This is a genomic window from Saccharopolyspora sp. CA-218241, from assembly GCF_050954615.1.
In the GTDB taxonomy this organism is placed as follows: Bacteria; Actinomycetota; Actinomycetes; order Mycobacteriales; family Pseudonocardiaceae; genus Saccharopolyspora; species Saccharopolyspora cebuensis.
Map to the genome: position 1 here is coordinate 3,446,116 of NZ_CP191860.1, position 22,007 is coordinate 3,468,122.

Genomic DNA, 22,007 nt, shown 5'->3' on the forward strand with positions numbered 1-22,007 from the left:
TTCCCTTTCAACGGATTCCTTGCAGCCTCAGCACGAGGTCGTGCACGTCGGTCGCGGCCAGCCGCCCGGAGCGCTCCACCGCGGCCGGGACCGCGGGGTCGGAGCACAGCAGGACGGGGCCGTGGGCGGGGTCGTCCGGCAGCCGGCCGTGCGAACCGCGGACGAACCGGCCGTCGGTCGGCACGACGTTCATCGCGTAGCGCAGCCCGGTCTTCTTCTTCGCCAGGTTCGCGGCGGCCTTCAGCTTCACCCAGGGGTCGTCCGGGTCGAGGAACAGCTCGGCGGGGTCGTACCCGGGCTTGCGGTGGATCTCCACGCCGCGCGCGAAGTCCGGCGCCCGGTCCTCGTGCAGCCAGTAGTAGTAGGTGAACCAGGCGTCGGGCTCGGCCACGGCGACGAGGTCCCCGGCCCTCGGGTGGTCCAGGCCGAAGCGGGCCTGCTCCGCACGCCCCAGCACCTCGTCGACCCCGGGTTGCGCCGCGACCAGCGACCGCACCTTGTCCACATCGGACTCATCGCGCACGTAGACGTGGGCGACCTGGTGGTCGGCGACGGCGAAGGCCCGCGAGGTCCACGGGTCGAGGTACTCCATCCCGGCCTGGGCGTGGACCTCCAGCAGCCCTTCCCGGCGCAGCGCGCGGTTGAGGTGGATCTGCCGGTCCACCGGGGTGATCCCGTACTCGCTGAGCACCACGACCGCCGCACCCGAGTCCCGGGCCTCGTCGAGGAGCCCGGACAGCGCGTGGTCGACCTCGACCGCCGCGGCGCGCGCCTGCGGGCTGTCCGGTCCCCAGCGCTGCAGGTCGTAGTCCAGGTGCGGGACGTAGCACAGCAGCAGGTCCGGGCGGTGGTGGCGCAGCACCCGGCGGGCGGCGGCGGTGATCCACAGGCTGGAGGTGATGTCGGCGGTCGGCCCCCAGTAGTGGAACAGCGGGAACGGGCCGAGCGCCGCGGTGAGCTCGTCGTGCAGGCCGGGCGGCCGGGTGTAGCAGTCCGGCGACTTGCGGCCGTCGGCGTGGTAGATGGGCCGGGGCGTGACGGTCCAGTCCGTCGTCGCGCCCATCGCGTACCACCAGCAGATGTTGGCGGCGGTGTAGCCGGGACGCGCCGCGCGGGCGGACTCCCAGACCTTCGGACCGCGCACCAGCCGGTTGTGCTGGCGCCACAGGTGCACCTCGCCGAGGTCGCGGAAGTACCAGCCGTTGCCCACGATGCCGTGCTCGGCCGGCGGTTTCCCGGTCAGGAAGGTGGACTGCGCGCTGCACGTCACGGCGGGCAGCACGGTGCCGAGCTCGGCCTGCCAGCCCCCGGCGGCGAGCGCGCGCAGGTTCGGCATGTGCGCCAGCAGGGACGGCGTGAGCCCGACGACGTCGAGCAGGACCACCGGTTTCATGGCAACTCCCTCGCATCGAGCAGCTCTCGGGTGAACGCGAGCTCGGCCGCGATGCCGTCGACCAGGTCGTCCGGCGGGTCGGGCAGCACGCTCCAGGTGTAGGTCTCGACCTCGATCGGCGGCAGCGGGTCGGGCAGCGCGCCGAGCGCCGCGCGCAGCACGTCGGTGGTGGGCCGCAGCGCGCCGGTGGCCCGCCAGTGCAGCGGGACGTGGAAGTGCACCCGCCACGGTCCGCCGCCGGGCAGCTCGTCCCACGCCTCGGGCAGGTCGTCGCAGGCGCGCACGCCCTCCGGCGCCCGTTCGCGGACCTGGTGCAGGTAGCGGGGTTCGGCGTAGCGGGCGAGTTCGGCGCGGGCGGCCACCGGGTCGTCGACGTGCAGCGCGGCCGAGGCCTGCACCTTGACGACCTCCACCCCGGCCGCGCGGATCTCGCGCACGGTGCCCACCGGGTCGGCGAACGACACCGCGAGGTGGCAGGTGTCCAGGCACAGCCCGAGGTAGCTCGGATCGCACCCGCGCAGCCAGGACACCGCATCGGCGGCGGTGTCCAGCAGGCAACCCGGTTCCGGCTCGATGCCCACCCGGATCCGCTTGCCGGTGCGGTCCTCCAACGCGCGCAGGCCCGCGGCCAGTTCGTCGAACCGGCGGCGCGCGACGCCCTCCTCGGCCGCGCCCCAGGGCTCCCGCCAGCCCAGCGGCAGCGTGGAGATGCTGCCGGAGCCGCCGTCGGGCAGCAGCGCGGCCAGCACCTCGGCGCAATCCAGGGTGTAGCGCAGCCGTTCCGGCTCCGCCCACGACGGTCGGTACACGCGGTGCTTGACCACCGGGTCGTGGAAACCGTGGTGCGGGAAGGCGTTGAGCGTCACCACCCGCAGCCCGCGATCGGCCACTTCGGACTTGAGCCGGTGCAGCGCGGCGGGTTCGGCGACCAGCCTGGCGGCGAGGTCGGCGGCCAGCCACAGCCCGGCGCCGATCTCCTGCTCGCCCAGCGCGGCGCGCACCGGCCCGGCGTAGCGGGCGAGCTGCGCGCACACCCCGTCCAGGTCTTCGGCCGGGTGCACGTTCGTGCAGTACGACAACACCGGCATCACCGCTCCGGCCGGGCGCCGCGCAGCACGGAATTGCCCTCGTAGGAATTGGCTTCGGCGGTGAACCCGGGCAGCGGGTCCAGGTTGAGCCGTCCGCTCTGCCCGTAGAAGGCCACCGGGTTGTCCCACAGCACGGTGGTCACCTCGGCGTCGGTGAACCCGGCGCGCAGCATGGCCTCGCCGGTGGCCCGGGTCTTCAGCGGGTCCGAGCGGCCCCAGTCGGCGGCCGAGTTCACCAGCACCCGTTCGGTGCCGTAGCGCCGCAGCAGCGCCACCATCCGGTCCTCGTCCATCTTGGTGTCGGGGTAGATCGAGAAGCCCATCCAGCAGCCGCTGTCGGCGACGAGCTCCACGGTGACCTCGTTGAGGTGGTCGACGACCACCCGCTCCGGCGGCAGGTCCGACTCGCGCACCACGTCGAGGCTGCGCCGGGTGCCGGCCGGCTTGTCCCGGTGCGGGGTGTGCACCATGGCGGGCAGCCCGGCTCGCGCGGCGAGGTCGAGCTGGTGGGCGAACGCGGTGTCCTCCTCCGGGGTCATGGCGTCGTAGCCCACTTCGCCGACCGCCACCACGCCGTCCTTGGCCAGGTAGCGCGGCAGCACGTCGAGCACCTCGCGGCAGCGCGGGTCGTTGGCCTCCTTGGGGTTCAGCGCGATGGTGGCGTGGTGGCGGATGCCGAACTGGGCGGCCCGGAACCGCTCCCAGCCGATCAGCCCGTCGAAGTAGTCGGTGAACGAGCCGACGGTGGTGCGCGGCTGGCCGAGCCAGAACGCGGGCTCGGTGATCGCCCGCACCCCGGCGGCGTGCATGGCCTCGTAGTCGTCGGTGGTGCGGGAGGTCATGTGGATGTGCGGGTCGAAGATGCGCATCAGCTCTCCAGGAGGGTGCGGGCGTCGGCGGGAACGGCACGTCCGGCGGCGCGCCGCTCGGCGGCGTAGTCGGCGACCATGCGGTGCAGCTCGTCGTCCCGGCGGCCCCGCCAGTCGGCGACCGCCGCCAGCGGCACCCCGGTGAACAGGCACTTGAGCACCCCGTGCCGCCAGGCGTGGTCGTCGAGGTGGCGGGCGGCGAACGGCCCGAGCGCGGCGGCGACCAACCGCGGGTCGTTGGTCCGCAGCGCGTCGCCGACCAGCTCCAAGCCGGTCGGCACCACCTCGGCCCGGTCCACGGCGGCCAGACCGCGCAGCACCCCGCGCCGCTCGGCGTCGTCGCCGTAGCGGTACAGCTGCGCGAGTTCGGCCGCCAGCGCCTCGGGCGCGGCGGTGTCGGCCAGCGCCACCAGCAGCCGGGTCCGCGCCCGGTCGTCGACGGTGCCGTGCACCGCGCCGTGCGGGTCGTCCCGGCGCAGCGGGGCGCGGCCGACCTCCCGGCCGACCGCCGGGAACAGCGCGCCGATGCTCGCCGGATCGCGCCGCACCGACGCGACCGCCTCGGCCAGCCACGGCGGCCACGCCTGCCGCAGCGCCGCCATCGCGCGTTCGGCGACCACCGGTGCGGCGTGGCCGTGCCGGGGCAGTTCGACCGCGGCCAGTCCGGAGTACCCGACCTCGGACAGCGCCTCCAGCGTGGCGGGCAGGTCGAGCTCGCCGTCGCCGAACTCCAGGTGCTCGTGCACCCCCGGCCGCATGTCGTCGAGCTGCACGTGCACCAGCAGCGGGCCGAGCCTGCGGACGCACTCGGCGGCGCTGTCGGCCTCGACGGCGACGCAGTGCCCGACGTCGAGGGTGATCCCGAGGTGCTGCGGGTCGCCGAGCCGCTCGCGCACCGCCAGCGCCCGGTCGACGGTGTCCACGACCATGCCGGGTTCGGGCTCCAGGCCCAGCACCACGCCGTGCCGCCGGGCCTCGTCCAGCACCCGCCCGGTGCCGTCGAGCAGCCGCCCGGCGGCCAGCTCGTCGTCCACATCGGACGGCTGGACGCCGGACCAGAACGACACCACCTCGGCGCCGAGGTCGGCGGCCACCCGCACCGCGCGCCGCAGGAAGTCGACGCGCCGCTCCACGTCCTCGGACACCAGCGTCGGGTGGTGCTTGCGGCGCGGGTCGAGCAGGTAGCGGGCGCCGGTCTCCACGACCACCGACAGCCCGTGCCGCCCGAGTTCCCGCCGCACCGACCGCACCTGTTCGGCCAGGTCGTCGGCGAACGGGTTCAGGTGGTGATGGTCCAGGGTGAGCGCCACGCCTTCGTAACCGAGCTCGGCGATCACCGCCAGCGCGTCCGGCAACCGGTGGTCGCCGAACCCGTTGCTGCCGTATCCCAGTCGCGGCCCGCTCATGCGATCTCCACCCGGCTGCCGACGTACCGGGCCAGCGGCACCGCAGCGGCCAGCACCGCCGCCGCCCGGAGGTCGCGGCGCGCGACCAGGGCGACCTGGAGCGGCACCATGCCGCGGATCCCGGCGCGGGTGGCGGCGCGGACGGTGGTCCCGTCCGGTCGGCGGCAGGTGCGCCACTGCGCCGAGCCGACCTTCGCCGCGTACACCAGCGCGGCCCCGGCTGCCGCGACCCGGTGCCGGGGCGAGGCGCAGCGGCCCGCGACCACCGCCGCGGCCGTCAGCGCGGTACCGGCCAGCGCGGCCGCGGCCGTGGGAACCCCGGTCCCGTCGACCTCGCCCCGCGCGAGGGCGGTGACCCCGCCGGTGTGCCCGGCCAGCACCGCGGCGGCAGGCCAGGCGGCGCGGTCACCACCGGCGCCCAGGAGCACGTCCAGGCCCCGGCACAGCGCCATCCCGGCGGGTCCCGCGGCGCCGTGCTTGAGCACCGCGTCGTAGCCCGCCACGGAGGCGGCCAGCCCGGCCCCGACGCGCGCCTCGGCCGGTCCGGCGCACGCGGCGGCGAGCGCACCGCAGGAGCCCAGCGCCACCGCGACGCGCAACGCCTGGTCGGGGCCGATGCGTCCGGCGGGGATCGGCCGCTCGGGCCGCTCCACCGCGTCGCGCTCCCGGTCGGCCCAGTCGTTGAGCGCCATCCCCGCCCAGTACAGCGACACCGACGCCAGCGGGAGCAGCGCGCGGCGACCGCGCAGCGGACGTCCCGCGGCGACCGCGCCGACGGCGGTGTCACCGAGCACCGTCAGCGCCGCCGGGGCCCGGGTGAGCTCGACCAGCGTTCGCAGGCGGGTCATCCGGCACCTCCCGCGGTGGCGCGCACCCAGTCGTACAACCGGCGCACCTGGTGGTCGAAGCGGTGCTCGTCGCTGCCGATCGGGTCCTTGAAGAAGCACGCCAGCGCCGGCAGCGCGCCGCGCTGACCCGCCCGGTGGGCCATCGCGACCAGCCGCACCAGGTCGAGCACCAGCGGGGCGGCCAGCGCCGAGTCGTAGCCGGTCCAGGTGAGCTGGAGGGTCACCGGGGTGCCGAGGAAGCCCTCGGCGCGCACGTGGTCCCACGCCACCTTGGTCTGCTCCAGGTCGGGGACGTGGTCGATGTGCAGGGGGGCCGTCGCCTGCTCGCCCACCAGCGCGGCCAGGCCCCGCGCCTTGGACGCGAGCTTGCTGGCGGCGGTCTCCGGGTCGGCCAGCGTCGCGCCGTCGCCCCCGCCGAGCAGGTTGGTGCCCGCCCAGGAGCGCACCGCGAAACCGCGTTCGGTGAACATCGGCGCGAGGGCGGTGCGCAGCAGGGTCTGCCCGGTCTTGCCGTCGGAGCCCGCGTACGGCAGGCCCCGCCGTTCGGCGAGTTCCCGCAGGGCCGGGCAGTTGATGCCCATGGACGGGGTGAACTCCACGTACGGGCTCCCGGCCAGCACCGCGGCGTACGCGGCGACCGCGCTGGCCGGGAGCACACCGCGCGCCGGATCGTCCAACGCGGCTTCCAGGGCCGCGGCATCGTGGTGCTCCGGCAGGTCCGGGACGGGTGCCTCGGTGGAGGCGACGTTGACCACCACGACGCGCCGCAGGTCGTGCCGCCGGGCGAAGTCGTCGATGTCGGCGGCCATCCGCCGGGCCGCCGCGCCCTGGCCGTCCCGGTCCACCGCCGGGTCGTATCCCCGGCGCAGTTCGGCTTCGGCGGCGGTGATCTGCGGCGCGACCGCACCGGTCACCCCCGCCGGGAGCACCCCGGAGGCCACCAGGTGCTCGGCGCTCTTGTGCGGCGAGACGGCGGAGACGTCGTGGCCGCCGACGACGAGGTCGGCCCAGTCCGGCAGCGCCGCCGAGCGGATGCCGGGCAGTTCGGTCACGCAGCCGGTCGGTGGCGCCAGGCCCGCGCGCAGCGCCGCCAGCCCGACGATCGTCGTGGTCGCCACCGAGCCGCGGGCCCCGTTCAGCCACAGGCCGGTGCGGCCCGGTCGTGTCGTGTCGTCCACCGTGTCACCTCCTGGTGGGACAGCGGTGGTGGCCCCGGCAGGCGGGGCCACCACCACGCGGATCAACGCGGGACGTCGCCCCGGGCCCGGGCCGTCACGGCGGCCTCCGGCGGCACCGGTTCGGACACGCCCGCACCGGAGAAGGTCAGCTCGTCGACCGCGAACAGACCGCTCCCCTCGCCCCGGAACACGAAGTACAGCGGTCCGGAGCCGCCCGGATCGGTCACCGCGACCGGTTCCAGGTCGACGTACTGGTCGTCACCACCGGTGCCGGGCACCGGCACGGTCTGCACCAGCGGTCCGTCGACGGCGCCCGAGCGGACCTCGATGGTGCCGCCCGCCCCGGCTGCCGAGACGCGGTAGCCGATGCCGTCCACGCCGGTGAGGCTCACCGGGTCGAGCGAGAACCAGTCACCGTCCTCGATCGCGCCGACCTTGTTCCCCCCGGCGGCCCCCGGCTCGGCGACGACCTCGACGCCCTGGGACTCGGTGAAGAACTCGGCCTGCTTGTGCTTCGGCTGGAGCGTGACCCGGCCCTCGCCCTCGACCGGCGGCAGGTCGTCGGCACCGCTGTCGGCGTAGGTGGCCGTGATGACGCCGAAGAGGTTGGCGTCCATGCCGTGCCCCTCGTCGGCGGGCGTCTCGATCACGCCTTCGCACCCGGTGGTCTCGCTGAGCGGGTGCGCGTGCGTGTCGTGGCCGAGCGCGTAGCTCACCTCGACCCGGGAGCAGTCGATCTGGGTGTCCTCGGCGTCGGTGACGCTGACCCGGAACGGCACCTGCTCGCCGAAGCTGAACGCCCCGCCGTTCGGCGGCAGCTCGATGGTGACCTCCGGCGGGGTGTTGCCGACGACGATCTGCACGCTGGCGTAGCCGGTCTTGCCCTGCTCGTCGGTGACGGCGAGCTTGGCGGTGTGCGCGCCGCGCTCGGTGTAGGTGAAGCTCGTCGGCCCCGCGGTGGTCTCGTCGACCTCCCCGTCGTCGGTGAAGTCCCACGCGTAGCTGAGCTCACCGCCGTCCGGGTCGGTGGTGCCCGCCGGGTCGAAGTTGACCGTCAGCGGCGCCTGCCCGGTCGAGGTCACGTCCGCGCTCAGCGCCACCTGGGGCGTCTTGTTCTGCGGGCTGTGGTCGATGCGGTACAGCGCCGAGTCGTCCGCGCCGCCGAAGTAGCTGGAGCCGTAGTCCAGCACGTACAGCGCGCCGTCCGGGCCGAACTCCAGGTTCATCGGCCGGATCAGCTCCATCGAGTCGAAGAACGGCCGGATGTGCTCGAGCCGTCCGCGGCGGTCGATCGAGAACTCCTTGATCCAGCCGCGGTCCCACTCGTAGTTGAGCACCTTCCTGTCGAAGTACTGCGGGAACTTCACCGGCGAGTCGAGATTGCGGTCGTAGTGGTACACCGGTCCGCCCATCGGCGACTCCGGGCCGGAGCCGAGTTCGGGCACCGAGCCGTCGTCGTAGGGCAGCCAGGCGGGCTGCACCGGCGGCAGTTCGGTCAGGCCGGTGTTGTTCGGGCTGGTGTTGCGCGGCGCGGCGCAGTCGAACGCCTCGCCCGATTCGCCGGTGGCGAAGTCGTGGTCGACGAACGGCTGGTTGTCTCCGATGCAGTACGGCCAGCCGTAGTTGCCGGGCTCCTTGATCAGGTTGTACTCGACGGTGCCCGCGGGTCCCCGCGCCGGGTCGGCCGATCCGGCGTCCGGCCCGTAGTCGCCCAGGTGGATCCAGCCGGTCTTCGGGTCGACGCTGAACCGGAACGGGTTGCGGAAGCCCATCGCGTAGATCTCCGGGCGGGTCTTGTCCGTGCCCGGCTTGAACAGGTTGCCCTTCGGGATGGTGTAGCTGCCGTCCTGCTCCACGTGGATGCGCAGGATCTTGCCGCGCAGGTCGTTGGTGTTGCCGGAGGAGCGCTGCGCGTCGAAGGCGGGGTTGCGCTCGGCGCGCTCGTCGATCGGCGTGTACCCGTCGGAGGAGAACGGGTTGGTGTCGTCGCCGGTGGACAGGTACAGGTTGCCCTTGGCGTCGAAGTCGATCTCACCGCCGGCGTGGCAGCAGGTGCCGCGCTGCGCGGGCACCCGCAGGACCTCCTGCTCGCTGGCCAGGTCGAGGGTGCCTTCCTCGGTGAACTTGAACCTGCTCAGCAGGTTGTACCCGTCGAACGGGGCGAAGTCCGCCTCGGTGCCCTCCTCCGGCGCGTCACCGGACGGGGTGTCCAGCGGCGGGGCGTAGTAGAGGTACACCCACCTGTTCTCCTCGAAGTCCGGGTCGATGGCGATGCCCTGCAACCCGTCCTCGTCGTGGTTGTAGACGGGCAGGTCCGCGGCGAGCGTGGTGGTGGAGTCGGGGGTGGTGAGGAAGACATCGCCGTCGCGGGAGGTGTGCAGCACCCGCCGGTCGGGCAGCACCGCCAGCGCCATCGGCTCGCCGACCTTGGTCTCGCCCTTGGCCAGGGTGACCTGGTCGAAGGCGGAGTCCGGTGGCGGCTCCGACGGGGGTGGGGCCGCGTACGCGGGTGCGGTGATCAGGGCGGCCGCCATCGCGGTGACCGCCGTCCAGACTGATAATCGACGTGCTCGCATCAGGTCACTCCTCGTTGTGGACCGATCGCGGGTCAGCAGGGGCGGAGTCCGGTCGCGGTGCGGATCCCGCCGAGCAGGTGGCGCAGGAACGCGGGATCGTCGAAGGACTCCCGCGTGTGGCCGCCGCCGGTGTAGAAGGCGCGGCCGTCGTCGATCGTGTGGCACCAGGCGATCGGGTGATCGCCCATGGCGCCGTCGCCGGGGTCGTAGCTCGCCTCGTCCAGCGACGCGAGAACGTGGACGGCACCGCGCGGGTTGGTCGCGTAGTTGTACCACTCGTCGGTGCGGTCCCAGCGCTCCGGCAGGTGCGCCGTGGAGTCGTGGTGGCGGTCCTCCACCAGCACGGTGGCCGGCTGGATTTCGGGGTGGCTGGTGAAGTACGCGCCGACCAGCTCGCCGTAGAACGGCCAGTCGTACTCGGTGTCGGCGGCGGCGTGCACGCCCATGAAGCCACCACCGCCGCGCACGTAGCGCTCGAAGGCGCCCTGCTGCGCGGGATCGAGCACGTCACCGGTGGTCGACAACCACACGACCGCGTCGTAGCGGCGCAGCCGGGCGTCGGTGAACACCTTCGAGTCCTCGGTGGACTCCACGGTGAATCCGTGCCGGTGACCAAGCTTCTCGATCGCGGCGATGCCGTCCTCGATGGAATCGTGCCGGAAACCGGCGGTCTTGGAGAACACCAGAACGTGCTGCCGTCCGTGCTCCGGGGCCGCCGCGGCCGGTACTGCCAGGGCCGCCGCGGCGAGCAGGACGGCGGTCAGGATCGCGGTGCGCATGGGAGGAATTCCTTTCCTGGGACGGTCGCTAGGAGGCGAAGCCGACGTCGAGGTACTGGTCGACGTTCTCCCGCGTCACCACCGCGGAATAGGTGGTGATCGAGCGCGGGATCTCGTGCTCGGCGAGGTCGGCCATGCCGCGCGCCTGGGCGAGCAGCCGGGCCAGCGAGATCGCCGAGGAGCACATCGACGGGTTGTAGAGCACGGTCGCGCGCACCACGCTGTTCCCGGCCTTGATCCGGTCCATCATCTGCCGCGATCCGGCGCCGCCGACCAGGAAGAACTCGTCGCGCCCGGCCGACTCGACGGCGGCCAGCACCCCGATCCCCTGGTCGTCGTCGTGGTTCCACACCGCGTCCAGCCGCGACGCGGCCTGGAGCAGGTTGGTGGTCTCCCGCTCGCCCGATTCCGCGGTGAAGTCGGCCGCCACCCGCCGCGACACCTCCAAGCCGTGCTCGGCCAGCCCGTCGCGGAACCCCGCGCTGCGCTGCTGGGTCAGCGGCAGCGAATCGGTGCCCGCGATCTCGGCGATGACCGGGTCGGTCACCCCGCGCCGCTCCAATTCGGCGGCGATGTAGCCGGCGGCGTTGACCCCCATGCCGTAGTTGTCACCGCCGATCCAGCACCGGTAGGCGTCCTCGGAGTCGAAGACGCGGTCCACGTTGATCACCGGGATGTCCGCCTGCATCGCGCGGCGGGCCACCCCGGTCAGCGCCTTGCCGTCGGCGGGCAGCAGCACCAGCACGTCGACCTGGGCGTTGATCAGCGTCTCCACCTGGGCGATCTGCTGGTTGACGTCGCTGCTGCCCTCGGTGGCCTCCAGCGTCACGTCCGGGAACTGCTCGGCCTGGTCGCGGGCGTTGGTGGTCATGGCCGCCAGCCAGCCGTGGTCGGCGGCCGGGGCGGAGAACCCGATGGTCACGTGCCGCCCCGGGGCGGCGTTGTCGCCACCGGTGGCGACCGCGTTCTGGTTCTGCTGCTGCGGCGGTTCGTTGGCCAGGCAGCCGCTCAGCAGCGCGGTCGCGCCGAGGGCGCCGGTGCCGAGCAGGAATCTTCGGCGGTGCGTTTCCGGGAACGCGGACATGGCGGTCTCCCAACGTGGTCGGAGGAAATCAGGCGCGGCGCCGGGTTCGGGCTTGCAGCAGCACGGCGAGCACGATGATCGCGCCCTTGGCGATGTTCTGGATGTCGGTTTCCAGGTTGTTGAGGGTGAAGACGTTGCCCAGCGTCGTGAAGATCAGCACGCCGAGCAGCGTTCCGGTCATGCTGGCCCGGCCGCCGGAGAGCAGGGTGCCGCCGATGACCACCGCCGCGATCGCGTCGAGCTCGTAGAACATCCCGTTGGTGGAGGCGCCCGCGGTGGTGCGCGCGACCACCATGAGGGCGGCGATCCCGCAGCACAGGCCGGCCAGCGCGTAGACCACCGCGGTGTGCCTGCGCACGTCGATGCCCGCCAGCCGGGCCGCTTCGGCGTTGCCGCCCACCGCGAGGGTGCGGCGCCCGAAGGTGCTGCGGTTGAGCAGCACCCAGCCGGCGGCGAAGACCACCGCGAAGATCCAGATCAGCACCGGCACGCCCAGCAGGTCGCCGCGGAACACCGCGCCGAACGCGGGATCGTCGACGACCTGGGTCTGCCGCCCGCTGATCCGCTCGGCGAGCCCGCGCGCGGAGGCCATCATGGCCAGCGTCGCGATGAACGGCACGACCTTCCCGTAGGACACCAGCACGCCGTTGACCAGGCCGCAGGCGGTGCCGACCAACAGCGCGCACAGCACCATCACCACCGGGCCGAACGATTGGGTGGCCCACGTCGTCATCCACACGCTGGACAGGGCCACGATGGACCCGACGGACAGGTCGATGCCGCCCGCCGCGATCACGAACGTCATGCCGACGCTGACCACGCCGATGGCGGCCGACAGCCGCAGCACGGTGGAGATGTTGCCCTCGGTCAGGAACGCGTCCGGGCGGGTGGCGTAGCCGACCACGCACAGCGCGATGAACACGGCCAGCAGCGCGATCATCCGGATGTCCGCGCGGGCCCACCAGGCGGCCAGCGCGGACGTCCGGGGCGGGGCGGTCGGGGTGGTGGTCTGTGTCATGCCGTCCGGGCCTCCATGACGAGGTCGAGCACGTCGCCTTCGGTGAGTTCACCGGCCCCGGCGGTGTGCACCGCCGTGCCGTCGCGCAGCACCAGCACCCGATCGGCCAGGGCCAGCACTTCCGGGATGTCGCTGGAGACGAACACGATCGCGATGCCCTGCTCGGCCAGCGACCGCATCAGCGCGTAGAGCTCGGCGCGGGCACCGACATCGACCCCGCGGGTCGGCTCGTCGAGCAGCAGCACGCGGCAGTCCCGCAGCACCCACCGGCCGATCACCGCCTTCTGCTGGTTGCCGCCGGAGAACGCCGACACCGCGCGGGTCGGGTCGGCCGGGCGGAGCTGGAGCCGGTCGACGATCGTGCCGGTGTCGGCGAGCTCGCTGCCGCGCCGGATGAAACCCGCCTTGCTGTAGCGGCGCAGCGTGGCCAGCGTGACGTTGGCCGCCAGCGGGAGCTGCGGCACCAGCGCCTGGCTCTTGCGCTCCTCCGGGGTCAGCCCGATCCCGGCGCGGACCGCGGCGGCGATGCTGCCCGGGCGGACCCGCTTGCCGTCCACCCGCACCTCGCCCTCGTCCGGGGTCCGGGCGCCGAAGACGGTCTCCAGCAGTTCGCTGCGTCCGCAGCCCACCAGGCCGGCGATGCCCAGGACCTCCCCGGCGTGCGCGGTGAGACTGATGTCGGTGAACTCGCCGCGGCGAGCGAGCCCGGTCACCTCCAACACCGGCGTCGTGGTGGCGCTGCTGCCGCCCGCCTCGACGGTCGGCGGGGTGCCGCCGGTCATCAGCGCGATCAGCTCGCCGGTGGAGGTGCCTGCCACCGGCAGCCCGGAGGCCGCGGTGCGCCCGTCCTTGAGCACCGTGACGCGGTCGGCGATCCGGCGGATCTCCTCCATCCGGTGCGAGATGTAGACGACCGCCGCGCCCTCGGCGGTGAGCTCGCCGATGACCCGGAACAGGTCGTCGACCTCGCCGGCCGACAGCGCCGCGGTGGGCTCGTCCATCACGATGAGCCGCGCCCGGTGCGCCAGGGCGCGGGCCATCGACACCAGTTGCCGCACCGCCGCGGGCAGGGCGCCCACCTCGGTGTCCGGGTCGATCCCGGGATGTCCCAGGCGCGCCAGCAGTTCCGCGGCCTCGTGCCGCGCCTGCCCGCGCCGGGTGAACCCCGCGACGGCGTGCTCGTGGCCTAGGAAGATGTTCTCGGCGGCGCTGAGCCCGGGCACCAGGTCGAGCTCCTGGTACATCGCGGCGATGCCCCGGCGCAGCGCGGCGACCGGGGAGGACAGCGCCACCTCCGCGCCCTCCCAGCGCACCACGCCCGCGTCGGGCTGGTGCGCTCCGGAGAGCACCTTGATCAACGTGGACTTGCCCGCGCCGTTCTGGCCCAGCAGGCAGTGCACCTCACCGGCGCGGACCTGGAGGTCCACCCCGTCCAGCGCCCGCACCCCGGGGAAGTCCTTGACGATGCCCGTCATCTCCAACAGCGCCGGGACGTCCGCCCCGGTCACCGCTGCGCCTCCCCCACCGGGATCCAGCGGCTGTGGTGGGCCGCGCTGCGCTGGACGGCGTCGAGCACCCGCTGCACCCGCAGCCCGGCGGTGAAGTCCGGGGCGGGCGCGCTGCGCTCGGCGATCGCGGTGACGAAGTCGCGCAACTCGTGGGCGAAGGTGTGCTCGTAGCCGAGCACGTGGCCCGGCGGGTACCACGCCTCCAGGTACGGGTGCTGCGGCTCGGTGGCCAGTATTCGCCGGAATCCGGCGGTGTCGGCGGGTTCGGCGGCGTCGTGGAAGTGCAGCTCGTTCATCGACTCGAAGTCGAACGCGAGGCTGCCCGCGCTGCCGTTGACCTCGATGCGCAGCCCGTTCTTGCGGCCCGTGGCGTAGCGGGTGGCCTCGAACGTGCCGAGCGCGCCGTCCCGGAACCGGGCGGTGAACAGCGCCGCGTCGTCGACGGTCACCGGTCCGGTGCGCGCCGGGTCATCCGGCAGCGGACGCTCGGCCACGAACGTCTCCACCGTGCCGGAGACGGAGACGATCTCCTCGTCGAGCAGGAAGTGCGCCAGGTCCACCAGGTGCGCCCCCAGGTCGCCCAGCGCCCCGGATCCGGCGCGTTCGGCTCGCAACCGCCAGGTCAGCGGCGAGTCCGGGTCGACCAGCCAGTCCTGCAGGTAGCTCGCCCGGACGTGCCGCACCTGCCCGATCCGGCCGCTGGCGACCAACGAGCGGGCCAGGGCCAGCGCGGGGACCCGGCGGTAGTTGAACCCGACCATCGACTGAATCCCGTTGCGACGCGCCCGATCCGCGGCCTCCTGCATGGACACCGCCTCGGTCACCGAGTTCGCCAGCGGCTTCTCGCACAGCACGTGCTTGCCCGCTTCGAGCGCGTGCACCGCGATCTCGGCGTGGCTGTCGCCGGGGGTGCAGATGTCGACCACGTGGATGTCGTCGCGCAACAGCACCGACTTCCAGTCGTCGGTGGATTCCGCCCAGCCGAACCGGTCGGCCGCCTCCTGCGCCGCCTCCTTGCGGCGTCCGCACAGCACCACCATCTCGGGCCGGACGGGCAGGTCGAAGACGCGCCCCACGGTCCGCCAGGCCTGCGAGTGGACCGCACCCATGAAGGAATGGCCCACCAGCGCAATACCGAGCTTGTTCATCTCCGCCCTCCTGGGGGTTGTCAGCTCGCCGGTTGGACGCCGAGCACGTGGTCGCCGGCCATCCCGGCGGCGCCGACGACGCCGGCGTGCTCGCCGAGTTCGGACAGCACGATGGGCAGGCTGCTGGTGGCCAGCGGCGTGGAGCGCCGGTACAGCTCGGCGCGCACCTCGGCCAGCAGCGGGTGCCCGAGCCGCGCCACCCCGCCGCCCACGATGATCATCGCGGGGTTGAAGAAGTTCACCAGTCCGGCCAGCACCCGGCCGAGCCGCCGCCCGCCGTCCCGCACCAGGCCGAGGGCCTGCGGATCACCGGACCGCATCGCGATCCCGACGTCCTCGGCGGTGAGCACCGCGCGGTCGCCCAGCAGCCGGTGCAGTTCCGGGGACTCGCCGCTGCGGGCCAGCGCGGTGGCGTCGCGGGACAGCGCCGCGCCGCTGAACCACGCCTCCAGGCACCCGGACCGGCCGCAACTGCACACCGGTCCGGTCTCCTGCACCGCGATGTGCCCGATGTCGCCCGCGCTGCCGCTGCTGCCGCGCATCACCCGGTGCGCGGTGACGATGCCGCAGCCGATCCCGGTGCCGATCTTGACGAACAGGAAGTCCCGCACCGAACGGGCCAGCCCGCAGTACATCTCGCCGACGGCCATCAGGTTCACGTCGTTGTCGACCAGCACCGGGCAGTCGAGCTGCTGCATGAAGAACTCCCGCACCGGGTAGCGGTCCCAGCCCGGCATGATCGGCGGCGACACGGTGAACCCGTCGCGGAAGCTCACCGGACCCGGCAGCCCCACCCCGACGCCGTCGACCCGCGCCAGCAGACCGTCCGCGCGGAGCTTGTCGATCAGCTCGACCGCGCGCCCGAGGACGATCTCGGGACCGTCCTCGATGTCGATCGTCTCGGCGGCGCGGGCGACGAGTTCGAGCCTGCCGTCGGTGATGCCGACGTCCAGCGAGGTGGCGCCGATGTCCACGCCGAGGAAGCGCAGCCCACGGGAGAGCTGGACCAGGCCGGAGCGCCGACCGCCTCGCGACTCGGCCTTGCCCGCCCGCTCCACGAAACCGAGTTCCTGGAGCCGCAGGAGTTCCTGCCCGACCTTGGACCGGGACAACGAAACTTGAGCGGCCAGTTCGGCCGCGGGTTGGGGACCGTGGAATCGCAGGGACGTGAGCACGCGGGCCTGATGTGCGTTCTCGGGTTGCACCGACTACCCCACTTCTTGCGCGGAGAGCACGAAGTGCGTCACAGCCTAGAGGAATTGTTCACGAGAACGTCAATACCGGGTTTCCCGATGTAACCCGGATGTCCGCTCGCCGTACGGCCGCTCCCGGACAGGGCCATCCGGCGCCGCGCGCAGCCGTGCGGGAAAGCGCTCGTCGAGCGGATCCGGCGGTGTCCGCCACCGGACAGGAATCCACAGTGGAACGTGGTCGGCGCTGCGGGAATCGCGTCCCGGCGCGTTGTCAGGACCGGCGCCGGGCTGCGCACCACCGGAGCACCGCGCCGTGCTCCGAACGGATTCCCCGGCGCACCGCCGGATGCGCACCGCGGAATCCCGAAACAGGCTCTCCGATGGCGGTGATCCGGGTGAAATCCGGTGGCCCATTCTCCCGCTCGGCGGAAGCCGCGCGGCCGGTCACCGGGGAGCGCGCCCGGCGAACTGCATCACGCGGTAGGGCCAGTTCGTCGTGGTGTTCCACTGGCTGACCGCCAGGTGCAGGTCCTCGAGCGTCGAGCCGGGCACCACGTAGGGCCCGTAGAGCTGGGCGACGCGCCCGGCGGCGTGGTCCTCGGCGTCCCAGGAGGTGCCGTGCAGCGCGGTGGCGCGCGGTGCCGCGTAGAGGTTCGCGGTGGGCACGTCGAGGTTGAGCACGTCGATGCGGTAGTTCCCGGCGTCGAAGAACGCCAGCAGCCACCGGCCGCCCACCGGGCGCAGGGACAGCTCGCCGTAGGCGCCGGTGAGGGCGACCGTCGGCGGATTGCCCCACGCCCAGGCGCCGCCCCGGAAGCCCCAGCCCTGCCAGGCCCGGGGGTCGGTCAGCCGGTCGGCCGGGACCCGGTGCAGCAGCAGGCCCTCGTCCCGCTGGAACCCGGTGGAGAACGCGTAGACGTACCCGTCGTCGCCCGGCGCCCAGGTCAGCATCTGGAACAACCCGCCGTGGTGGTCGCCCGGCCAGGTCGTGCCGGTGTGCTGCCAGGTCTCGCCGTTGTCGGTGGAGCGGTGCACCTCGGTCCAGTGCACGTTGCCGATCCCCTCGCACACCATCGCGTGCAGGTACATCTCGCCGCCGAGCGCGATGACGTCGGTCGGGATGACCGTGCTGACCCGGCGCCCGTTGATGATCGAGTTGTGCTCGTAGGGCAGGACCTGCGCGGCGTAGGAACCCGGACCGGCCGCGCCGGTCCACTCGATGCCGCGCCGCGCGCTGCCCGGGTCGGCGAACAGCACCACCGGCGAGCGCCAGCCCGGCCCGCCCACGGTCGCCTGCTCGAAGGTGTCGCCGAACACCGCCACCAGCCGACCGTCCGGCGCGGTCGTCATCGTCCCCAGGTCGGTGCCGCCGATGCCGAAGCGGTCGGTGCGGCCCGGCCCGGTCAGGTCCTTCACCTTGTGCACGGCACTGCTCCTCCCACGCGGGTGGACTCCGCCGGAGCCTGCCTTCAGCGGTGCCTCGCGCGGCTGCCGCCCACTTCCCCCGCGAGGGGCGGTTCCGGGCCAGACCCCCAGCGTGCCCGCCGCCGACCGTCGCGGACGACGGCCGACCGTGCGGTCCCGGACGGGTGAGTTCACCCCATCGTGGAGGACTTCGCGCGCTCCGACCGCCGCAGCCACAGCACGCCGCCGAGCTGCACGGCGGCCGCGGCACCCGTCAGCCCCACCGCGGCGACCCCGTACCAGGGCCACCCCGCCAGCGCGGCCACCACCACCGCGACGGCGAGGAACACCAGCGTCCGCACCAGCAGGTACGTGAGCTGACGAGCGTCCATCCGGGCCTCCTCCGCACCGCGACCGCCCGCGCGACCGCGGCCCCAGGCTCGCACAGCGCGCGGCCCGGCTCCGCACCCCGCCAGCACGTCACGCTCCGCGACGCCGCGTCCACGGCCAGGTGATCAGCGCCCAGCCCAGCACCACCAGGACCAGCTCCACCACGAGGTACCAGGGCCACGGGCCGAGCAGGTCCAGCAGCGAGGGGTTGTCCGGCTTGCGGTTGAGGAAGCCGTAGTTCGTGCCGGCCCAGGCGTTGAACCCCAGCACCAGCACCGCCCAGGCCGCGGTGGTGGCGACCGCCACGCGCAGACCGCGCCAGTCCGGCCGCACGCCCGCTCCCCAGGTCAGGTGGATCGCCGCCCACGGCAGCACCAGGTGCAGCACCCAGAACTCCAGGAAGGCCAGGTGCGGGAAGTCGGGGGCGTCCAGGGCGGGGGTGAACACCGCCTGCGGGGTCAGCGTGAGCCCCCAGTAGTAGGTGAGGGCGCAGGCCCACCAGCGGCCCGACCACAGCGCGTACGCGGCGGCGATCCAAGCCAGGTCGCTGAGCTGCAGCGGCAGCGAGTCGTGCAGGTCGAACTGCCCGGGCAGCAGGCGGCGCACCTGCACCGGCACCTGGAAGGCGAGGATCAGCACGGCGAAGCCGCGGCGGAACCGCACTTCGGCGCGCCGTCCGCGCAGCCGTCGACCGACGAGCACGAGCACCACCGCGCCCACCGCGCCGAGGCCCAGCGCCGCCCAGTGCGTCGGCCCGTAGGGGACGAAGACGTCCGCGGCGGCCCCCGGCTCCGGTGCCGCCACCGGGTCGGCGTCGGCCCGGTGGCGCTGGCCGGTGGCCGCTGTCCGCACGCCGACGATCCTCCCGCACCGGGACGAGGCCCGCCGGTGGCGCTCGGGCTGCCCCGGCCCGCGCCGCGTGATCTCCTGGGGAGGTCCGCGACGACACGGAGGAGGACCATGCCCTCGCTGCCCCGCGTGCTCGGCGCGCTGACCGCCGCCTACGGCGCCGGTGTGCTGGTGCGCCCCGCGCTGCTCGCCGGACCGTGCGAGCTCACCGACGAGCGCGGCGCGACCCCCGCAGGCATCGCGTCGCTGGCGCGCGCCGTGGGCGCCCGCGACCTGGTGTCGGGCATCGCGATGGTCACCGCCCCCAGGGTCCGGCCCTGCGCTGGGCGATCGGGGCCCGGGCGGCCTGCGACGCGGCGGACGCGGTGCTGTTCGGGCTGAGCCTGCCCACCGCGCGGGCGCGCCGCAAGGCCGCCGCCATCGCCGGGGGTTGGGGTGCGCTCTGCGCGGCCAGCACCGCCGCGGCCGATCCGCACGTTTGACCGACGTCCCCAGTGGGTCCCCTCTCCTCGCGACACGCGACGACGGGAGGGCGGATCCGCACGTGGACCACGACCAGCAGGACGTGACGGACTGGTTGCTCACCCCGGCCGAACGCGGCAACCCGCACACCGGGCTCGACGGGGCGACCGCCTGGTCCGGCGGCAACCGGGTGCGCCCGCTGATCGACGGCGCCGAGTACTTCGACCGGCTGCGCGCCGAGCTCGCCGACACCGGTCCGGGCGACCGGATCCACCTCGCGGCGTGGCTCGGCGATCCGGACCAGCCCCTCGACGCGTCGGGCCGGACCGCGGGCGCCGCGCTCGTCGGTGCCGTGCGCGCCGGCGCGTCGGTGCACGCGCTGCTCTGGCGGCCCTACCTGGACGTCCTGGACGACTTCGCGCCGGGCAACCTCGACCTCGCCGCCCTGCTGCGGCGGGAAGGGGCGACGGCGGTGCTCGACCAGCGGGTCCGGGCCACCGGCAGCCACCACCAGAAGTTCCTCGTCATCCGACGGCCCGACCGGCCCGCCGACGACGTCGCCTTCGTCGGCGGGATCGACCCGAGCCCGAGCAGGCGGGACGACGGCGGCCACCGCGGCGATCCGCGGGTGCAGTCCTCGGTCGCCGCGGTCTACGGGCACCGCCCGTCCTGGCACGACGCCCACCTGGAAGTGCGCGGCCCCGCGGTGGCCGACGTGGAGCACTGCTTCCGGGAGCGGTGGCAGGACTCGACTTCGCTGCGCCGGGCACCGGCGTCGTGGTGGCACCGCGAGGAGCACCCCACCGCGCTCCCCGAGCCGCTGCCCGCACCGCCCCGCTGCGGACCGCACGCGGTGCAGCTCCTGCGCACCTACCCGGCCAAGACCCCGCCGTTCCCGTTCGCCCCGGACGGCGAGCGCAGCGTCGCGCACGGCTACCGCAAGGCGTTGCGCCGCGCCCGCCGGTTCGTCTACGTCGAGGACCAGTTCCTCTGGTCGCCGATGGTCGCGGAGGTCTTCGCCGAGGCCCTGCGCCGACGACCGCACCTGCGGCTGGTGGCGGTGCTCCCCCGGCGGCCGGACAAGGACGGCGCGCTGCACGTGGCCACCAGCGACGTCGCCCACGCCGATGCGGTGGACCTGCTGCACCGGGCCGGCGGCGACCGGGTCCACCTGTTCGAGCTGGAGAGCGACGCGGGGCCGCCGATCTACGTGCACTCCAAGCTGTGCGTGGTCGACGACGTCTGGGCCGCCGTCGGGTCGGCCAACCTCAACCGCCGGTCGTGGACCTACGACTCCGAGCTCACCGCCGCCGTCGTGGACGAGCCCGGCGGGAGCTTCGCCCGCGACCTGCGGGTGCGGCTGTGGCGGGAGCACCTCGGCGGGCGCCCGGACACCGAGCCGGACCCGCCGGAGCGCGGGATCGCGCTGCTGCGCGAGGCCGCCGCGGCCCTGGACCGCTGGCACGCCGCCGGGCGGCGCGGCCCGCGCCCACCCGGGCACCTACGCACCCACCGGCGCCCCCGCGTCACCCGCCGGACGCGGCTGTGGGCGGTTCCCGCAGGGCGGCTGCTCACCGACCCGGACGGGCGCGCGTGGTCCCCGCGCAGGCGGGGCGCCGCCGCCCTGGACCGCCTCGACGACTGACCACCCGCCGGAGGCAGCGCACCGTTGCGCAGCAGCCCCGCCCCCGGAAACCGGCGTCCCGGGGCGCTCAGAGGGTGACCGGCGACCAGTGCGCGAGCAGCGCCCGCAGCGCCGTGACCAGCGACAGCGGCTGGTCCAGCATCGGGTGGTGCCCGGCCTCGGGCAGCTCGACGACGGGCGCATCGCCGAGCAGCGCTTCGATCTCGGCGATCATCGGCGGCGGGACCAGGCCGAACTCGGAGCGCAGGAAGGCCGCCCGGCAGCGCAGCGCGGGCAGCAGGTCGCGCAGCAGCAACCGGTCGCCGACCATGTTCGGGTCGAACTTCCAGGACCACCCGCCCTCGACCGGGCGGACCGACTCCGCCGCGACGTGCCTGCGCACGTGCGGCAGCACGACCTCCTGGGCGGGCAGCGGCGCGAACCGGTGCACGATCGCCTCGAGCGAGGGGTACACCTTGGGCTCGCGGAGCTCCCTGCGCAGCTTGCGCTCCTCGGGCGGCTGGTCGTTGAGCGGGGAGTCGATGATCGCGACGCCGTCGAACCGATCGCCGTGGTGCGCCCCGGCGGTCGCGGCGACCCAGCCGCCCATGCTGTGCCCCACGACCAGCGGTGCGCGCACCGCTCCCCCGGCCTCGGCGGCGGCCACGACCTCGCGGGCCCACGTCAGCATGTCGTAGACCGGCCGCCGACCGCTGTCACCGTGCCCGCTCAGGTCCAGCGCGACGACCCGGTGGGTGCGGGCCAGGAACGGGGCGATGTGGTCCCACCAGCCGGAGTGCGCCGCACCGCCGTGCACCAGCACCAGCCCTTGCCGCTCCGGATCGCCCCAGCAGCGCAGGTGGATCGGGCACCCCTCGACCTCGACGTCCGCGTGCCGCGGTGCCTCGGCCAGCGCCTCGCGGAACCACCTCGGGTCCTGTTCGGCGGTCATGGTCACCTCCGGTTGTTCGGGGCGGCGGCGCCGCTCGCGACCAGGCGCAACCGGCACCGCCGCGGGTTCTCCAGCGGCCTGAGGGCAGCCGCGACGCCGTGCACGCGGGCGGATCGGCGCAGCGCGGCGACCGCCTGAGGCCCCGCCACCCGCACCACCACGCGGGACGAGTGCCACAGCAGCTTCTCAGCACACCGGTTGTACCCGGTCGTGGCCTACCGGCGGGTAGCCGCTGTGC

19 protein-coding genes are annotated in these 22,007 nt (G+C 73.9%); 2 read left to right on the top strand and 17 right to left on the bottom strand.

Features of this window, described 5'->3' with window-relative positions:
- Positions 1 to 7: 7 nt before the first annotated feature.
- The 16 genes from ACQP0T_RS16455 to ACQP0T_RS16530 all read right to left on the bottom strand — a co-directional run bounded on the left by ACQP0T_RS16455 (position 8) and on the right by ACQP0T_RS16530 (position 18,734).
- Positions 8 to 1,393 carry an alkaline phosphatase family protein gene (locus ACQP0T_RS16455; protein ID WP_433868853.1) on the bottom strand — a complete coding sequence of 462 codons (1,386 nt, stop codon included), beginning with the start codon at positions 1,391 to 1,393 and terminating at the stop codon, positions 8 to 10.
- Positions 1,390 to 2,475 (bottom strand): metabolite traffic protein EboE, encoded by a 1,086-nt coding sequence (gene eboE, locus ACQP0T_RS16460; protein WP_433873749.1) that lies wholly within the window; start codon positions 2,473 to 2,475, stop codon positions 1,390 to 1,392. Before eboE ends, ACQP0T_RS16455 begins: the two co-directional genes overlap by 4 nt.
- A gap of 5 nt (positions 2,476 to 2,480) precedes the next feature.
- Positions 2,481 to 3,350, bottom strand: a complete 870-nt coding sequence (locus ACQP0T_RS16465) for a TatD family hydrolase (RefSeq protein WP_433868854.1) — start codon at positions 3,348 to 3,350, stop codon at positions 2,481 to 2,483.
- Entirely contained in the window at positions 3,350 to 4,756 is a 1,407-nt protein-coding gene (locus ACQP0T_RS16470; RefSeq protein WP_433868855.1) for an EboA domain-containing protein, read from the bottom strand. The genes ACQP0T_RS16465 and ACQP0T_RS16470 overlap by 1 nt, the downstream gene beginning before the upstream one ends.
- Positions 4,753 to 5,604, bottom strand: coding sequence for an SCO3242 family prenyltransferase (locus tag ACQP0T_RS16475; RefSeq protein ID WP_433868856.1), 852 nt, complete (start codon positions 5,602 to 5,604; stop codon positions 4,753 to 4,755). The genes ACQP0T_RS16470 and ACQP0T_RS16475 overlap by 4 nt, the downstream gene beginning before the upstream one ends.
- The gene (locus ACQP0T_RS16480; RefSeq protein ID WP_433868857.1) at positions 5,601 to 6,782 is read right to left on the bottom strand and encodes an inositol-3-phosphate synthase; all 1,182 of its coding nucleotides are present in this window, start codon (positions 6,780 to 6,782) and stop codon (positions 5,601 to 5,603) included. The genes ACQP0T_RS16475 and ACQP0T_RS16480 overlap by 4 nt, the downstream gene beginning before the upstream one ends.
- A gap of 62 nt (positions 6,783 to 6,844) precedes the next feature.
- On the bottom strand, positions 6,845 to 9,316 hold the full coding sequence (locus ACQP0T_RS16485) for a PQQ-dependent sugar dehydrogenase (protein ID WP_433868858.1): 2,472 nt from the start codon (positions 9,314 to 9,316) through the stop codon (positions 6,845 to 6,847).
- Between the two features lie 74 nt (positions 9,317 to 9,390).
- Complete coding sequence (locus ACQP0T_RS16490) at positions 9,391 to 10,137, bottom strand: ThuA domain-containing protein (protein ID WP_433868859.1); 747 nt, start codon at positions 10,135 to 10,137, stop codon at positions 9,391 to 9,393.
- A 28-nt stretch (positions 10,138 to 10,165) separates the two neighbouring features.
- A complete protein-coding gene (locus tag ACQP0T_RS16495) occupies positions 10,166 to 11,221 on the bottom strand; it encodes a substrate-binding domain-containing protein (RefSeq protein WP_433868860.1) in 1,056 nt (351 codons plus the stop codon).
- A 28-nt stretch (positions 11,222 to 11,249) separates the two neighbouring features.
- Positions 11,250 to 12,239: an ABC transporter permease gene (locus tag ACQP0T_RS16500; RefSeq protein WP_369774521.1), complete on the bottom strand. Its 990-nt coding sequence runs from the start codon at positions 12,237 to 12,239 to the stop codon at positions 11,250 to 11,252.
- On the bottom strand, positions 12,236 to 13,714 hold the full coding sequence (locus ACQP0T_RS16505) for a sugar ABC transporter ATP-binding protein (RefSeq protein WP_433873750.1): 1,479 nt from the start codon (positions 13,712 to 13,714) through the stop codon (positions 12,236 to 12,238). Before ACQP0T_RS16505 ends, ACQP0T_RS16500 begins: the two co-directional genes overlap by 4 nt.
- A 29-nt stretch (positions 13,715 to 13,743) precedes the next feature.
- A complete protein-coding gene (locus ACQP0T_RS16510; RefSeq protein WP_433868861.1) occupies positions 13,744 to 14,895 on the bottom strand; it encodes a Gfo/Idh/MocA family protein in 1,152 nt (383 codons plus the stop codon).
- A gap of 20 nt (positions 14,896 to 14,915) precedes the next feature.
- Positions 14,916 to 16,100: an ROK family transcriptional regulator gene (locus tag ACQP0T_RS16515; protein WP_433868862.1), complete on the bottom strand. Its 1,185-nt coding sequence runs from the start codon at positions 16,098 to 16,100 to the stop codon at positions 14,916 to 14,918.
- 432 nt (positions 16,101 to 16,532) lie between these two features.
- Entirely contained in the window at positions 16,533 to 17,513 is a 981-nt protein-coding gene (locus tag ACQP0T_RS16520; RefSeq protein WP_433868863.1) for a DUF4185 domain-containing protein, read from the bottom strand.
- Positions 17,514 to 17,683: 170 nt separating this feature from the next.
- Entirely contained in the window at positions 17,684 to 17,884 is a 201-nt protein-coding gene (locus ACQP0T_RS16525) for a hypothetical protein (protein ID WP_369774517.1), read from the bottom strand.
- Between the two features lie 88 nt (positions 17,885 to 17,972).
- Positions 17,973 to 18,734 carry a YwaF family protein gene (locus tag ACQP0T_RS16530; protein ID WP_433868864.1) on the bottom strand — a complete coding sequence of 254 codons (762 nt, stop codon included), beginning with the start codon at positions 18,732 to 18,734 and terminating at the stop codon, positions 17,973 to 17,975.
- 108 nt (positions 18,735 to 18,842) lie between these two features.
- Between ACQP0T_RS16530 and ACQP0T_RS16535 the strand changes: the two genes are divergently transcribed.
- Positions 18,843 to 19,112 carry a hypothetical protein gene (locus ACQP0T_RS16535; protein ID WP_433868865.1) on the top strand — a complete coding sequence of 90 codons (270 nt, stop codon included), beginning with the start codon at positions 18,843 to 18,845 and terminating at the stop codon, positions 19,110 to 19,112.
- A gap of 163 nt (positions 19,113 to 19,275) precedes the next feature.
- Positions 19,276 to 20,838 carry a phospholipase D family protein gene (locus ACQP0T_RS16540; RefSeq protein WP_433868866.1) on the top strand — a complete coding sequence of 521 codons (1,563 nt, stop codon included), beginning with the start codon at positions 19,276 to 19,278 and terminating at the stop codon, positions 20,836 to 20,838.
- Between the two features lie 67 nt (positions 20,839 to 20,905).
- Here the strand turns inward: ACQP0T_RS16540 and ACQP0T_RS16545 are convergent, their stop codons facing one another.
- Positions 20,906 to 21,769, bottom strand: a complete 864-nt coding sequence (locus tag ACQP0T_RS16545) for an alpha/beta fold hydrolase (protein ID WP_433868867.1) — start codon at positions 21,767 to 21,769, stop codon at positions 20,906 to 20,908.
- Positions 21,770 to 22,007: the final 238 nt, after the last annotated feature.